Annotated in this window: 15 protein-coding genes; 9 read left to right on the forward strand and 6 right to left on the reverse strand. The window is 60.0% G+C overall.

Annotated features, from left to right (window positions below):
• Positions 1 to 21 precede the first annotated feature (21 nt).
• From AKL27_RS25465 to AKL27_RS25475, 3 genes are read right to left on the reverse strand one after another with little or no spacing between them, the layout of a single operon-like run.
• Complete coding sequence (locus AKL27_RS25465; protein WP_050465705.1) at positions 22 to 366, reverse strand: ArsR/SmtB family transcription factor; 345 nt, start codon at positions 364 to 366, stop codon at positions 22 to 24.
• On the reverse strand, positions 350 to 826 hold the full coding sequence (locus AKL27_RS25470) for an SRPBCC family protein (RefSeq protein ID WP_050465706.1): 477 nt from the start codon (positions 824 to 826) through the stop codon (positions 350 to 352). The genes AKL27_RS25465 and AKL27_RS25470 overlap by 17 nt, the downstream gene beginning before the upstream one ends.
• Positions 827 to 874: 48 nt before the next feature.
• Complete coding sequence (locus AKL27_RS25475) at positions 875 to 1,363, reverse strand: SRPBCC family protein (RefSeq protein ID WP_050465707.1); 489 nt, start codon at positions 1,361 to 1,363, stop codon at positions 875 to 877.
• 273 nt (positions 1,364 to 1,636) lie between these two features.
• On the opposite strand from AKL27_RS25475, the gene AKL27_RS25480 reads away from it, so the two are divergent.
• Positions 1,637 to 4,084, forward strand: a complete 2,448-nt coding sequence (locus tag AKL27_RS25480; RefSeq protein ID WP_050465709.1) for a DUF3772 domain-containing protein — start codon at positions 1,637 to 1,639, stop codon at positions 4,082 to 4,084.
• Here the strand turns inward: AKL27_RS25480 and AKL27_RS25485 are convergent, their stop codons facing one another.
• The 3 genes from AKL27_RS25485 to AKL27_RS25495 all read right to left on the reverse strand — a co-directional run bounded on the left by AKL27_RS25485 (position 4,085) and on the right by AKL27_RS25495 (position 6,754).
• A complete protein-coding gene (locus AKL27_RS25485) occupies positions 4,085 to 5,281 on the reverse strand; it encodes a DUF418 domain-containing protein (RefSeq protein ID WP_408609789.1) in 1,197 nt (398 codons plus the stop codon).
• Positions 5,282 to 5,444: 163 nt separating this feature from the next.
• Positions 5,445 to 6,332: a DMT family transporter gene (locus AKL27_RS25490; protein WP_050465710.1), complete on the reverse strand. Its 888-nt coding sequence runs from the start codon at positions 6,330 to 6,332 to the stop codon at positions 5,445 to 5,447.
• 206 nt (positions 6,333 to 6,538) lie between these two features.
• Positions 6,539 to 6,754 carry a hypothetical protein gene (locus AKL27_RS25495; RefSeq protein WP_050465711.1) on the reverse strand — a complete coding sequence of 72 codons (216 nt, stop codon included), beginning with the start codon at positions 6,752 to 6,754 and terminating at the stop codon, positions 6,539 to 6,541.
• 283 nt (positions 6,755 to 7,037) lie between these two features.
• Here AKL27_RS25495 and AKL27_RS25500 point away from each other — a divergent pair, with 283 nt between their 5' ends.
• The 8 genes from AKL27_RS25500 (at position 7,038) to AKL27_RS25535 (ending at position 15,196) form a co-directional block, all read left to right on the forward strand.
• Entirely contained in the window at positions 7,038 to 8,225 is a 1,188-nt protein-coding gene (locus AKL27_RS25500) for an ABC transporter substrate-binding protein (protein WP_083439299.1), read from the forward strand.
• Between the two features lie 163 nt (positions 8,226 to 8,388).
• Positions 8,389 to 9,246 (forward strand): branched-chain amino acid ABC transporter permease, encoded by an 858-nt coding sequence (locus AKL27_RS25505; RefSeq protein WP_050465712.1) that lies wholly within the window; start codon positions 8,389 to 8,391, stop codon positions 9,244 to 9,246.
• Complete coding sequence (locus AKL27_RS25510) at positions 9,243 to 10,205, forward strand: branched-chain amino acid ABC transporter permease (RefSeq protein WP_050465713.1); 963 nt, start codon at positions 9,243 to 9,245, stop codon at positions 10,203 to 10,205. The genes AKL27_RS25505 and AKL27_RS25510 overlap by 4 nt, the downstream gene beginning before the upstream one ends.
• Entirely contained in the window at positions 10,202 to 10,966 is a 765-nt protein-coding gene (locus AKL27_RS25515; protein ID WP_050465714.1) for an ABC transporter ATP-binding protein, read from the forward strand. The genes AKL27_RS25510 and AKL27_RS25515 overlap by 4 nt, the downstream gene beginning before the upstream one ends.
• Entirely contained in the window at positions 10,963 to 11,676 is a 714-nt protein-coding gene (locus AKL27_RS25520; RefSeq protein ID WP_050465715.1) for an ABC transporter ATP-binding protein, read from the forward strand. Before AKL27_RS25515 ends, AKL27_RS25520 begins: the two co-directional genes overlap by 4 nt.
• On the forward strand, positions 11,666 to 12,904 hold the full coding sequence (locus tag AKL27_RS25525; RefSeq protein WP_050465716.1) for a thiolase family protein: 1,239 nt from the start codon (positions 11,666 to 11,668) through the stop codon (positions 12,902 to 12,904). Before AKL27_RS25520 ends, AKL27_RS25525 begins: the two co-directional genes overlap by 11 nt.
• Before the next feature lie 55 nt (positions 12,905 to 12,959).
• Positions 12,960 to 14,489: an AMP-binding protein gene (locus tag AKL27_RS25530; protein ID WP_050465717.1), complete on the forward strand. Its 1,530-nt coding sequence runs from the start codon at positions 12,960 to 12,962 to the stop codon at positions 14,487 to 14,489.
• The gene (locus tag AKL27_RS25535; protein ID WP_050465718.1) at positions 14,486 to 15,196 is read left to right on the forward strand and encodes a GntR family transcriptional regulator; all 711 of its coding nucleotides are present in this window, start codon (positions 14,486 to 14,488) and stop codon (positions 15,194 to 15,196) included. Before AKL27_RS25530 ends, AKL27_RS25535 begins: the two co-directional genes overlap by 4 nt.
• Positions 15,197 to 15,241: the final 45 nt, after the last annotated feature.

Below are 15,241 nucleotides of genomic sequence, written 5' to 3' on the forward strand. Positions count from 1 at the left end.
CCTGACGCCTCGGGCGGAACATTACCGTTCCAGCGCCGCCTTCAAATTGCCCAACGCATGCTCCCACTGGCGGCCGATGATTTCCAGCGATTCGCGTGCCTTGTCCATCTGTCCCGGTTCGAATTGCCATAATCGTTCACGGCCACTCTTCACATCCGTGACCAGACCAGCATCGGCCAGCACCTGCAAATGACGCGTGACGGCCTGTCGCGTGAGGTCGGTATTGTCGGTCAGTTGCGCAATCGAAAACGCGCCGCCGGCGCACAGCACCGCTACCAGTTGCAGGCGCGTTTTATCACCGAGTGCAAAGAAGATCGCTGCCAGATCGCCCGGTGCCGGCAGCAGTTTGTCAGCGCGCACTTGCATAGCGATCAATGTTGCGCAACTGCCCTTCCCAGCCATTGCCGTTCATGCGGAACGCTTCCATGCGACGATCCGGCGGTACCTGATCAAAGCCGGTTTCGGTCACTGTCAGCAAGGTGCCGTCGGCCACTTCCTTGAGCGTAAATATCACCAGCGTGCGCTGCTCGCCGGAATAGTCGCGCGTGGCATCCTTGGCATAGGGATGCCAGCGATACGACAACAGGTGTTCCGGCTCGATCCGCTCGATGATGATGTCGAACATGATGTGTTCAAAGCCGCTGATGGTGATCGGTCCCTGCACCCGCTGGCCCGGCGCGAAGGTCTGGCCGGCCAGATTGGCGCCGAACCATTTGCCGTATTCTTCGGCATTCGACAGGGCGTTCCAGACCCGCGAGCGCGGCGCCTTGATATGGATGCTGCGTTCGATGCGATCCGTCTCGCTGGCTGCAGTAGTGGTAGTCATGATGTTCCTTGGTTCACAAAATTCGAAGGGGGTGATGACGAACAAAAATCACGCGTGCGCCATCGGTTCCGTTGCTGCATCTGTGGCTGCGGCGGCGCCAAACGGTTGACCGCTGCCGGTATCCACATACGCTTGCAGGCTGCCGAGAAAAAGATGCCAGCCGTCCTGGCAAATACCGAAGCACTGCAAGTCCGGCGTCAGTCCCTGATGTTCAAACGCCAGCCGGGTCTTGCCGCCCCCTGCCGGCGCCAGCCGGAATACGATACGGGTGCCGACCCATTCATTGCCGGTTGTCAGCCCTGCCACGTCAAGATTGGCGTCGATGCACTGCCAGACTACCTCTTGCTGCGGCAACAATTGCGCGATGCGCATCACCTTCCAGCAGGTATCAAACCGGAATACGGCGCGGCCGCCAACCACTTCAGCGACTTCGCAGTTCCGGGTCCACCAGTTACGCACACCCTGTTGCGTCGCCAGCGCCTGATATACCACGGCAGGCGAAGCGGACAAGGTCATTTGACGACGATAGTGTTCCATATATCCTCCGATAGAAAAAGAGACAGCGGCCAACCGCCAAGACATCGCCCATTAATAAAGCGCAATGAATTGGTTGCATTTGATTGTGCGCCGGCGCGCGGCAATGTGCAACAAATAAGTTGCACTTTCAATTTGATGGCAGGCGATGAACAATCGACAAGAATTGCCTTGGAGCAAGATGCTTCCTTGCCGCCCCGACAACTGTGCCAAGCCCGAAAGGCTTTAGCACTTATACTGCAAGCTTCCTTCATTGAATCGCCCGCGAACCCCAAGATGAACGCAACACCCTCTGCCCGCCGCCGCTCCCTGCGTGATGTTGCATTGCGCATACTGCTGGCGCTCAGTCTGATGTTCCTGTTTGCCGGCAGCATGCGGCCGGCACTGGCGGCTGATCCGCTGGCGCCCGATCTGGCGCAGATCGATACCACGCTGGATGAGATCCGCAAAAATATCAATACCGTGCAACAACAAATGCAGGGCAAGCCGGATGATGCGACCCTGATCAAATTGCGCGCCAGCGCCATCGATGCTGCCAGTCGCGCCGACAAAACCGCCGCGCTGCTGAATCCGGCATTGACCAGCGTGCAGGCGCGGCTGGCTGAACTAGGCGCAGCGCCGGATGGCGTCAAGGAGCCGGGCGATGTCGCCGCGCAACGTGCACAGCTCACCAAATCCAGCAGCCAGCTCGACTCGCAGGCCAAACTGGCCGGCCTGCTGTCGGTAGAAGCAGAACAAGTTGCGGCGCAGGTATCCGTCCTGCGCCGCACGCGTTTCCAGCAACGTCTGGGAGAACGCACCGCCGCCATTCTGGCGCCGGATTTCTGGAGTGAATTGGCCGATGATGTGCCGCAAGATATCGGCCGCGTCAACGCCTTCGGCAAACAATTGCGTGATGCGGCCAAGACCACGCCCACCACGGTCTGGATGCTGGTGGCGCTGAGCATTCTCGGCATCGGCGTGCTGCGGATCGTGGCCGGACGCTTGCTGCTCAATCTGACTGCCACCAAAGTGCCGCCCGGCCGCTTGCGCCGGTCCTTGCATGCAGTGACGGTGGTGGCGCTGACGGCGGCGACGCCGGCGCTGATCGGCTTTGCCTTGTTGACCGGCTTGCGCTGGAACAGTCCGCTGCCGGAAGAAACCGTCAACTTCCTGCTGAGCGCATTGGGCCTGATCAGCTTCGGCGGTTATATCGCCGGTCTCGGTCAAGCCTTGTTGCTGCCGGCGCGCCCGACCTGGCGCTTGCTGCCGCTGTCCGATGCACTGGCGCGTCGGATGCGCGGTTTCCCCTCGATGCTGGCGGTGGTGATCGTACTGGTCTGGCTCAGCGAGCGCTTGTCGGCGCTGGTCAATGCCGGTCTGGCGACGGCGGTAGCGGTCAATTGCATCACGGCGCTGCTGCTCAGTCTGACCATTACCTTCTGGCTGTTGCGCGGGGCCCGCAAATGGCGTCAGTTGCGCAGCGACCCGGCCAATCCGCAACCGCTGCATGCATTCTGGCTGCGCGGCATCATCGTCTTGCAATGGGTGATTCTGGGCTTCAGTCTGTGCTGCCTGCTGACCGGCTATGTCGCGCTCGGCAGTTTTGTGGTGCGCCAGGTAGCATGGACGCTGATCGTATTGAGTTCCTGCTATCTGCTGGCAGTATTGATCGACGATATCTGCACCAGCATCGGCAGTGCCGCGCAGGCCGAAGATGCGGTTGACGGCAGCGTTCCCGCCGCCGCTACTTCCAAGATCCGCGATCAGGCCGCCGTGCTGTTGTCCGGGGCCGCGCGTCTGGTGCTGGTATTGGTTGCCTTCATGTTGCTGGCGGCGCCGTTTGGCGAAACCCCCATCGAACTGATGCATCGCGCCGATCGTTTGCATGACGGCGTCAGCATCGGTGAAATTGCCATCAAGCCGGGCGCGGTGTTGCAAGCGCTGCTGGTATTGGGGCTGTCGCTGCTGGCGGTGCGCGTGTTCAAGCATTGGCTGGAAACCCGCTACCTGCCGACTACCCGCCTCGATCCCGGCATGCAAACCTCAGCCTCGACGCTGTTCGGTTATGTCGGCAGCGTATTGGCCGTGGCACTCGCCATGTCAGCCGTCGGCATCGGCCTGGAACGGATTGCATGGGTCGCCAGCGCCTTGTCGGTGGGGATCGGTTTTGGATTGCAGGCAGTGGTGCAAAACTTTGTGTCGGGATTGATCTTGCTGGCCGAACGACCGGTCAAGGTCGGTGACTGGGTATCGCTGGGCGGGGTCGAAGGCGACATCCGCCGCATCAATGTGCGCGCCACTGAAATCCAGATGAGCGACCGCTCCACCGTGATCGTGCCGAACTCGGAATTCATTACCAAGACCGTGCGCAATGTGACCCACACCAACCCGCTCGGGCTGGTCCAGATCAAGTTGCCGCTGCCGCTGGCCACCGATGCGGCGCAGGCGCGCGAACTGTTGCTGGCTGCATTTCAGGCGCATGCCAACGTACTCGACACGCCGGCGCCCAACGTCCAGCTCGATGGTATCGATGGCAGCAATCTGATGTTCAACGCCACCGGTTACGTGGCGTCGCCGCGCATGGCCTACGGCGTGCGCAGCGAACTGTTGTTCGACATCCTGAAGCGTCTGGCCGAGGCAAACATATCCATTTCCAAGCCGTCCACCATGGTGCTGACCAGCGGCCCGCTGGCTACCGCTCCGCTGATGCCGGCGGCAACGGACCCGGCGCCGCCGGCATGATCAATGGCCTGGCGTTTGCCGGCGTTGCAGCGGTGACAGCCGGAGATTGGTGAACCCGCGCAGCAGCCATTCCAGCGGGCCATAAGAAAAATGATGCAGCCACCAGCGGCTGCATGCCAGTTGCGCGACAAAAATGAGGCCGGCCAATCCCAGTCCGGCCAATGGCCCCACCTGCCCCATCAGACGCCAACCGTAAGCAAAGAAGATCAGCGCGCAGATCAGCGACTGCAATACATAATTGGACAGCGCCATGCGACCGGCCGGTGCCAGCAGGTCGGCCAGCATGCGGCCGCGTCTGGTGTCGAACCACAGCATCATGCCGCCGACATAGCCGGCCGTCAGGAACGGCGCGGTCAGCAAGCTGAGCGACAAACCGAAAATTTCCGGCACGCCCATCAGCTTGACCGAGGTCCAGGCATACAGCGCGGCCCCCGGCAAACCAATCACGACGCCGGCCAGCAACAGCCGTCGGAACAGTCGCCGCTGCGGCGAGACCTGCGCCAACAGGCGACGCTTGCCAGCTACCAGACCGAGCAAGAACATCGCCAGTGCCGTCGGTGCCTGCATCAACCCGAGCACGGCCCAGACTTGCGTGAATTCATACAAATGCTGTGCCACTACCGTCGCCGCGGTGCCGCGATATGCCGCCAATGCCGCCGCCGCGCGCGCCGGCGCATCGGCAGTACTGATGGTCATCGGGTCGGCATTCGCCAGCACGCCGATACCGGCCCATAGCAAGGCCGTGGCCAGAATCAACCACAGCGCCCAGCGACACAGCCGGGCATCCGGCTGCCGCCGCAACAGCAGCAACACCAGACCCAGCACTGCGTAGGTCGTGAGGATATCGCCGTGATACAGAAACAGGGCATGCAGCAAACCGATCACCCACAACCCCAGCAGACGGCGCAAGATACGCGGCACGAAAGAGGCGCCGGCGCGCTGCGCCGACTCCATCTGCAAGGTGAAGCTGTAGCCGAACAAAAACGAAAACAGCAAATAGAATTTGGTTTCAAACAAGCCGGCAATCAGTAACGCCGCAGCCTGACCGGCAGGCGATTGCGCATTCGGATCAGGAATGCCCAGCCCGTAATACGGCGAAGCAAAGGCCACCAGATTCACCACCAAAATGCCGAACAATGCGAAGCCGCGCAATGCGTCCACCAATGACTGCCGTTGTGCCGGGACTGGCGATTGCAAGGATCGAGATAAGACGGAGGTGGAATTCATCGGCTGGTCGGAATGTTGATACAGAGGCGACATCGTTGATCGGAATGGCATGACGATGCCACCCGCAAATTCTACGAGTTTCACTGCTCGCCGGCTGTTTTAATATGTACAGCCCGGCCGGCGCATCAACGCTTCACGTCAATTGCCGCTGGCCCGGCCGCCAGCCGAAACTCATGCCGGCAGTGGCCAGCAGAATCGCAGCGATACCGCACCACTGCAACAGTTGCAGGCGATGGCCGAACGCGATCCAGTCCACCGCAATGGCCGCCACCGGATAGATGAACGCCAGCGTGCCGGTGATCACCGTCGGCAATTTTTGTATCGCGCCATACAGCCAGACATACATGACGCCGGTGTGCAAAACGCCCATCGTCACCAGATAGCCCCAGCCGCTGACATGCACGGGCAAGACCGCAAAGTTGGCCAGCGGTGCCAGCAACAGAATGCCGACGCTGACTTGTATCAAGGCGATCAGATGCGGCGGCGTGCCGCTCAGGCGTTTGGTGATCATGGCTGCAATCGCGTACAGAAACGCGGCGCCGAGCGCCAGCCCGATACCCTCCATGTAATTGCCGCTGGCATAGCTGGTGCCGGCCTGTGCATTGACGATCACCAGCATGCCGGCAAACGCCACGCCCAGCCAGAACAACTTGTCGAGCGCGATCCGTTCGCGCAACAACAGCGCGCCCAAGATAACCAGCATCAGCGGCTGCGTGTTGTAGACAGTGGTCGCGACCGCAATCGATGCGCGCGAATAGGCGGCAAACAACATTACCCAGTTGACCACAATCGCTACCCCGCCCAAGGCCGCCCAGCCCAGCACCCGCAAGCTGATGGCATCGCGCCGCAGCAAGCCGCGCCAGGCGCAGATCGCCAGCAAGGCCAGCGCCCCGAACAGGCAACGCCAAAACACGACATTCAATACCGGCTGCCCGGATGCCACCACAAACCAGCCGATACTGCCGGAGATCAGCATGGCCCCGGTCATTTCCAATGAACCGTGGCGAATGCGCTTATCCATTTGATTTCCTTGTTCTGAACAGCCTCCATTGTGATGGAAGGCCGGCGCCATCGTCCACGGAAAAATCAGGCGAAACGATGCAGAACAATAGTTGCGGGTGCCGGGGCAAATGCGTGCGGCGCCCGATAGGAAGTACTGCCGGAAACAACAACTACGGACAACTGCGGCAATTACCGCAGCTGCTTTCAACCGTCAGCCATCAAACATCAACGACCGCCGACGTAACGGCCGCCTTTGCCGCTCTTGCCGGAACCGCCTGCCCGTTTGCTGCCTTTGCGGCCTTTCACTTCGGGTGCCTGGATTGCCCCCCCGGCGCTGATCACCGATCCTGCGCCGACGGCTTTGATGACATCTGCCAACGGCGTTGCCTGTGCGGCAAAGCCTGTCATCCCCAACAGAACTGCTGCGATTGCCAGTTTCATTATTTCCCCTTGTTGATATATGCCGGGAAACCCCGGACGTTGCAGTCTAGCGCACTCGCGCCAACATCAGTGAGCAACCGCACCCCGCTGTTCGCCAGGCCCACTGCGGCACCGCCGCGACTTCCTTTGTTGCACAGCGTCATTTATTCCCTTGAAAAGAGCGCGAGAAAAAATTCACTTGCATGCAATCAGAATATTGGTATTATTCCACGAAGCAGTTCGTGAGATATCACGAGAAGCTCGTAATATCTTATAAATAAAAATCAAATCATCGGAGACAGTAATGAAAAGGACTTATCAGTACCTGTTACCAGCATTCGGCCTGTGCGCGACACTGGCCTGTACCACCGCTGCACACGCGGCAGACCCGGACACCTTCAAGATCGGCGGCGTAGTGTCGTTGTCCGGTACTTACGGGATTTTTGGCGAAGACATGCGCAAAGGCGTGGAAGTCGCCATCGAAGAACGCGGCGGTAAAGTCTTGGGCAAGCCGATCCAGGTTACCTGGGAAGACGATGAAACCAAGCCGCAGCCCGCCGTACAAAAGACCACGCGCCTGATCGCCGATGGTTCGCAAATGATTTTCGGCGCCGTAAGCTCGGCCTCGACCATCGCCATCATGAACATCACCAAGCAGCGCAAGATTCCGCATCTGGTCACCATGTCGGCCGATGACAAGATCACGCTGCCAGGCGGTTCGCGGTATACCTTCCGCACGTCCAACACGCTGGGCATGGAACAGCGCATGGCGCTCGGCTACAGCAAAGAGCAAAAACTCAAGCGCGTGTATGGCGTGACTGCCGATTATCAGGCCACGCGCGACAGTTGGGAGTGGTATCGCAAGGAAGCGGAAAAGGCCGGCATTGAAATCGTCGGCGCCGATTTCCCGCCGCTGGGCAACCGCGACTTTTCTTCCATCGTCGACAAGATCGCCCGCTCCAACGCTGACGGCGTGGCCTTGTTCATGACCGGTTCCGATGCGGTCACCATGGTGAAACAGGCGGGTCAGGTCAATCTGGGCAAGACGCGCAAGATTTTCGGTCCGGTGATTGCCGATGAAACCATGGCAACCGGGGTCGGCCCGACTTCGCTGGGCGTCAATTCCGGCGTGCGTTATCACTTCACCGTCGACAATGCGGCCAACCGCAAATTCGTCGAAGCATTCCGCAAGAAATATCACGAGTACCCATCCAGCGCCGCCGGCGAAGCGTATGACGGCATGTCGTGGTGGCTCGACGTGGTGGAAAAGACCGGTTCCTGGGATAAGGAAAAATGGGTAGAGGCATTTGCCAACAGCACCCGCCCCAATTCGGTCGAAGGTCTCAAGGAAATGAAAGCCTGCGATCACCAGGCACGCCAGGATGGCCTGTGGGGTGAAGTGGTGGCCGGCAAGCCGCCGTATCCGGCTTACATCATGAAGATCACCAAGGTGTATCCACCCAAGGATGTGTTTGAGGACTGCCCGAAGTAAGCATTCACCAGCAAGTCCCCCGGCAATCTTCGTTTCCAGCGGCGTTTCACACCGGAGCAGCAACGGCAGTATCGACGCCATCGATACTGCCTGGCTCCGGGCCGTGTCGCGCCTGTTCCCGGCCTGATGGCCGGGTCCTTCACCGGCGTCTCCGAGAGTATTCATGTCTACCATCATCATCGGTCTCAGTCTGGGAATGCTGTTATTCCTGCTGGCCTCCGGCCTCACACTGATTTTCGGCATGCTGGGCGTAATCAATTTCGCCCACGGTGCCCTGTATATGCTGGGCACTTATCTGTCCTACGACATCGCCTTGCGCACCGGCTCCTTCACGCTCGGCGTGATCGGCGCCACGCTGATCGTCGGCGCAGTCGGCATCGCCATGGAGCGTTATGCCTTGCGCAAGCTTTACAACCGTCCACATTTTTACCAACTGATTCTGACCTTTGGCTTCATTCTGGTCATCAGCGAAGCCGCCAAATATTTCTGGGGCATGGGCTACAAGGAAGCGCCAATGCCTGAACTGCTGGCCGGCGCAGTGGATATCTTCAGCAGCACCATTCCGGTGTATCGCCTGTTCGTGATCGGCTTCGGCGCATTGGTGTCGGTGGCCTTGTTTGCGGCGCTCGAAAAAAGCACCTTCGGCATGCTGGTGCGGGCCGCCAGCAGCGACGCCGAAATGGTACAGACACTGGGCTTGCCGGCATCCCTGATCCGCACCGCGGTATTCGGCCTGGGCGCCGGACTGGCCGGGCTGGCGGGGGCGATTGCGGCCCCCCTGTTTCCAATCGAACCGGGCATGGCCGGCAATACCATCATTGATTGTTTCGTGGTCGTCATTCTCGGCGGACTGGGCAATATCCGCGGCGTGGTCGCGGCCGCCATCCTGATCGGCATGGTGCGCGCCATCGGTTACACCTTCATGCCAAGCTGGGTCGATGTCATGACGTTTGCTTTACTGATCCTGACCCTGCTGACCCGTCCGCAAGGCTTGTTCTCCCGTCCTGTGAGGTCCGCATGAATCTGTCTCGCTTCGATCTCCTCGCCGGCCTGCTGCTGATTCCCGTGATTGCAGTATTGCCGTTCCTGACCCATGACGATTTTTATCTGAATCTGGCGACGCTGATCATGATCTGGTCAATCTTCGCCGTCGGTTTCGATTTCGTATTCGGCTCGCTCGGCATGGTGTCGTTCGGCCACGCCAGCTTCCTCGGTATCGGTGGATACGCCGTGGCGCTCGGCACCCAGCGTCTGGGCCTGCAATTTGAAGCCGGCGTGTTGCTGGCGATGATGGCGGCCGCTGCCTGCGCCTGGCTGTACAGCTTTTTTGCCTTGCGCGTGTCCGGCATTTTCTTTTCGCTGGTCACCCTGTCGCTGTCGCAACTACTGTATATCCTGGCCGACAGTAAACTGCGCGAATGGACCGGCGGTGCCGATGGCTTGCCCGGCGTGGCCCGGCCGGAATTGCTGGGCATCGATTTTTTCGATCCGGTGAATTTTTATTGGTATGCCGCCGGCATGTTTGCGTTGGTCATGATCGTCATCGCGATTTTGCGCAATTCGCCGTTCGGACGGGTCGTGATGGCGATTCAGCAAAATGAAATCCGCACTCAGCACCTCGGCTACAACACGCATCGCATCAAGCAAATCACGTTCCTGATCTCGGGCGCCATCAGCGGCCTGGCCGGAGCCTTGCTCGGTTCGCTGCTGATGTACGTCAATCCGCAAATGCTGCATTGGGGCACCTCCGGCGACGTCATCATCATGACCTTGCTCGGCGGCTCCGGCACCTTGTGGGGACCGGTGGCCGGCGTTGCCATCTTTGAAATCCTGAAGGAATGGCTGAGCGGCCGGACCCAATACTGGTACGGCATTCTGGGCGTCATCTTCATCCTCGCTACCTTGTACTTCCCCAAGGGCGTTCTGGGTGAACTGCAAGCCCGCTTCAACCGCCTGCGCCGCCGCGGAGAATCATCATGATCAGCAACCACAGCAACGTCGCGCTGCAATGCGCCAATGTCAGCGTCAGTTTCGGTGCGCTGAAAGCGATTGACGACGTCAATCATGACTTTGAAACCGGCCGTGTGTATGGCCTGATCGGCCCCAACGGCGCCGGCAAGACGACTTTGCTCAACGTGCTGGCCGGACGCCAGTTGCAGCATCAGGGCCAGGTCTTGTGCGAGGGCCGCGACATTTCCCGCATGGATGCCAGCGACCGTGCGCGTCACGGCATCGGCCGCAGTTTTCAGATCACCAAGATCTATCCGGAAATGACGGTTACTGAAAATTTGCGCATCGCCGCCCAGATCAAGCATTCACGCTTCATGCCGTTCTGGATCGCCACGCGCTACGACCGCAAGCTGGCAGCAGATATCGATGCCATGCTGGAACTGACCGGATTGACTGCACACCGCAATGACATTGCCGGCGCCATGTCATATGGCTTGCAACGGGCGCTGGAGCTGGGCCTGACGGTGTTGCCGCAACCGCGCATTCTGTTGCTCGATGAGCCGCTGGCCGGTATCGGCCATCACGAAATCGAACAGGCCACGCGCTTGATTCAGGCCGCCTCGGCCGGCCGCACGGTACTGCTGATCGAACACAACATGGACGTGATCATGGCGCTGTCGGAACAAATCGTGGTGATGAGCAATGGTCGTGTCATCGCCACCGGCACGCCGCAACAAGTCAAGGCCGACCCGGTGGTGCGTTCGGTTTATCTGGGAGAAGACGAATCATGATTGCACTGGAAAACGCTTACGTGCAGTACGGCCAGGCCAATGTACTGAGCGCGGTTTCGATTCAGGCCGCGCAGGATGAAATCATCGCCATCATCGGTCGCAATGGCGCCGGCAAATCCACCACACTCAAAACCATGATCGGCTTGCTGCCGTTGCAGCAAGGCCGGCGCCATTTTCTCGGACAAGATATCAGCCGCCTGCCGGTGGAACAGATCAGCCGGCTCGGCGTGGCACTGGTGCCGGACAGCCGCCGCATCTTTCCCAATTTGTCGGTCATGGAAAATCTGCGCATCGGCGGCCTCGGACACAAACCGGGCTACTGGGACATCGCGCGCGTCCTCGACATTTTTCCGCGCTTGCAGGAACGCATTCATTTCGGCGGCGACCAGCTCTCCGGCGGCGAACAGCAAATGCTGTCGATTGCCCGCGCCCTGCTCGGCAATCCGAAAATCCTGCTGCTGGATGAACCGACCGAAGGCCTAGCGCCGCTGATCGTCAACAACCTGATCGATATTTTCACGCTGGTACATCAGCAAGGCACCGGCATCGTGCTGGTGGAACAAAACCTCAAGGTGCCGATGCGCCTGGCGCACCGCCAGTACGTGCTGGACCACGGCGCCGTGGCATGGTCCGGCACGTCGGCTGAACTGGAAGCACAACGCGAACACGTAGAAGCCATCATCACAACAGGAGCAGCACATGCGGCATGAACAAACTTACATTGTCGGCGTCGGCATCACGCAATTTGCCAAGCAGCTCGACACCAGCGTCAAGGAATTGGTACGCCAGGCGGTCAGTGCCGCATTGACGGATGCCGGCTGTTCCGCCGATGCGCTGCAAGGCGCCTATTTCGCTACCGCCGGCCAGGGTGCCATCGAAGGCCAGTACATGGTGTCGGGCCAGATTGCCTTGGGCGCCATGGGCATTACCGGGATTCCGGTCAGCAATGTCGAAAATGCCTGTGCCAGTTCCAGCACGGCCCTGAACGCCGCCCATATGTTCGTGGCCTCGGGCGCCGGCGATATCTGTCTGGCAGTGGGGGTAGACAAACTGTTTTCCACCGACAAGGAAAAAAGCTTCGCCGTGTTCGACGGCGCCTGGGATGTGCATACCGCCGGCGAACAAATGCAGGCGCTGATGCAACTGGCCGCCGATGTGCCACCGCCGGCCGGCTATGTGGAACCCGGCAAGCGCAGCGTATTCATGGATATTTATGCCAGCCTAGCGCGCCTGCACATGAAAACCTTTGGCACCACGCAGCGCCAGATTGCCGCCGTGGCCGCCAAAAACCATGTGCACTCGACCCGCAACCCGCAGGCGCAATTTCAGTATCCGCTGACCATCGACGAAGTCATGGCGGCGCGCCCGGTTTCATGGCCGCTGACGTTGCCGATGTGCGCGCCGATCAGCGATGGCGCAGCGGCAGCCATCATCTGCAATCAGGCCGGCTTGCTCAAGCTGCAGGCCACCCGCGCCATCCGCATCTGCGCCACGGTGTTGCGCAGCGCCACCGAGCGCCCGGCTGACGCCTATGAACGTCACCTTTGCCATCTGGCCGCCAATCAAGCCTATGAAATCGCCGGCGTCGGTCCGCAAGACATGTCGCTGGCCGAAGTCCACGATGCCACCGCATTCGCCGAAGTCCAGCAAACCGAAGCACTCGGTTTCTGCGCCTTCGGTGACGGCGGCCCGATGGCGGAATCCGGCGCCACCACGCTGGGCGGAAAAATCCCGATCAATGTTTCCGGCGGTCTGTTGTCGCGCGGCCATCCGATTGGCGCCACCGGGCTGGCGCAAGTCTATGAAATGGTGACTCAGTTGCGCGGCGAAGCCGGCGCCCGCCAGGTCGACAACGCGCGCTTCGCCATTGCAGAAAACGGCGGCGGCTTCAGCGGCGTGGAAGAAGCGGCCACCTCCATCATCATTCTCGGCAAGTAAGCACAAGACCGGCCCGCCCGGTCTGAACATCACCACGAATCCTCCGACCACTATCATGAATCTCAGTCACCTCTTTCAACGCAGCGTTCAACAATACGGCGCGCGCCCTGCGCTGGCCTGCGGCACCCGCACCGCGCTCACCTATACCGAACTGGATCAGCGCATACGGGCACTGGCCTGGTGGTTGCGGCACACGCTCAAATTGATGCCCGGCGACCGTATTCTGCTGGCCATGAAGAACTGTCCTGAGTATATGGAACTGCTACTGGCGAGCTGGCATGCCGGACTCTGCGTGGTGCCGGTCAACAGCAAACTGCATACCAATGAAATTGCCTACATGCTGCGCGACTCCGGTGCCGATGTCTGCATCACGCAAGGCGCGCTGTATCAGGCACTGCTGCCGCTGGCGGCCGATTTTCCGCCGCTGCAAGTAATCGATATCGGTTCCGGCCAATACCAGCAGGCCACCAACAGCCCGGCACTGGAGCCAACGCCGCTCGATGAAGACGATCTGGCCTGGCTGTTCTATACCAGCGGCACTACCGGTCGTTCGAAAGGCGTGATGTTGACGCACCGGAACATGGTCAGCATGGCAATGCATTTTCTGATCGATGTCCAAACCTTGAGCAGTGCCGACGTGATTGTCCATGTGGCACCGATGTCGCATGGCAGCGGCTTGTATAGCATTCCCTACTTAATCAAGGGCGGCTTGCAGGTGGTGCCGGAATCGGGCGGCCTCGATGAGGCCGAACTGTTCGGCCTGTTCAACGCCTATGACAAGGTCAGCCTGTTCGCGGCGCCGACCATCGTCACCCGCCTGCTGCAACACAGCCGGCAACACACGGTAAGCTGGCCCGGCCTGCGCTGCATCATGGTGGGCGGCGCGCCGTTTTACGTGGAAGACATCAAGAGCGCGGTAGCCTGCTTCGGCCCGCGTATTGCACAAATGTATGGTCAGGGTGAAACGCCGATGACCATTTCCGCGCTCTCGGCAGAACTGCTGGCCGCCGCCGTGGCGCGCGATGACAACGCCATGCTGGCTTCGGTCGGCTTCGCCCAGACCGCCATTGGGGTCACCATTGCCGACACCGACGGCAACCCGGTCGCAGCCGGCGTGCCGGGGGAAGTGATCGTGCGCGGCGCCACCGTCATGGCCGGTTACTGGAACAATCCCGACGCCACCGCCCAAACCATCGGCGGCGGCGCCTTGCGTACCGGCGACATCGGTTTGCTCGACGAAAGAGGCTTATTGCACCTCAAGGACCGCTCCAAAGACGTTATCATTAGCGGCGGCACCAATATCTACCCGCGTGAAGTGGAAGAAGCGTTGCTGACCCATGCCGCCGTAGAAGAAGTGTCGGTAGTGGGCGCCGCCGACCCTGAATGGGGTGAGTCGGTGGTCGCCTTTGTCGTGTGTCATGCCGGCCAGGTCGTCAGCGAACAAGAGCTGGATGCCGTCTGCATTCAGCAAATCGCCCGCTTCAAGCGACCGAAACGCTATATTTTTGTATCGAACTTACCCAAAAACGGAACCGGCAAAGTGTTGAAACGCGAATTGCAAAAAACTCTGGAAAACGCTCCATGACAGTGACCGACAAACTGTTCGACCGCGAAGCCGTCAGCCAGACGGAAAAAGCATATGTGTTCCTGGAAGAACTGATCGTCACCGGCGAACTGCCGCCCGGCAGCCAATGGTCGGAAAACGTGCTGAGCGAACGCATCGGCATCGGCCGCTCGCCGACCCGCGATGCCTTGCAGAAACTGGCATTTCAACGGCTGGTCGGAATTGTCCCGCGCCAGGGCATTTTCATTTCCCAGATCGACTATCAGGGCCAGTTGCAAGTGATCCAGAGCCGTCGCGAAATCGAACGGCTGATCGTGGCGCAAGCCGCACTGTGCGCCAATGAGCACGAACGTGAACAAATGCACAAGTTGATCATTGAGCTCGAAGAACTCAAGATCCGCAAAGACATGCGCATGTACATGCGGCTGCATTTCAATCTGACCCGGGTCATCGGCGATGCCTCACGCAACAGCTATGCTGCCGAGTTCTACGCCATGCTGCAAACGCTGGCGCGCCGTTTCCTGTATTTCCATCAAGACCGTCACGCCGACCTCAGCGATATTTGCAAACTGCATATCGACCAGCTCCACGCCATCCTCAGCAAAGACCCGGCAGCCGCCATCGTCACCGCCACCGCGCGCAATGACTATGCGGAAAACCTCGCCAAGAATATCCTGATGGAACTGATCAGTTCCTCTACCGTGACCATTTCGATCAACAAGCGATAATCACCCGTTCCCGGCGTGTCATGGCCATCCCCGGCATTGGTGCGC

Origin of the sequence: Herbaspirillum autotrophicum (assembly GCF_001189915.1) — a bacterium.
GTDB lineage: Bacteria > Pseudomonadota > Gammaproteobacteria > Burkholderiales > Burkholderiaceae_D > Herbaspirillum > Herbaspirillum autotrophicum.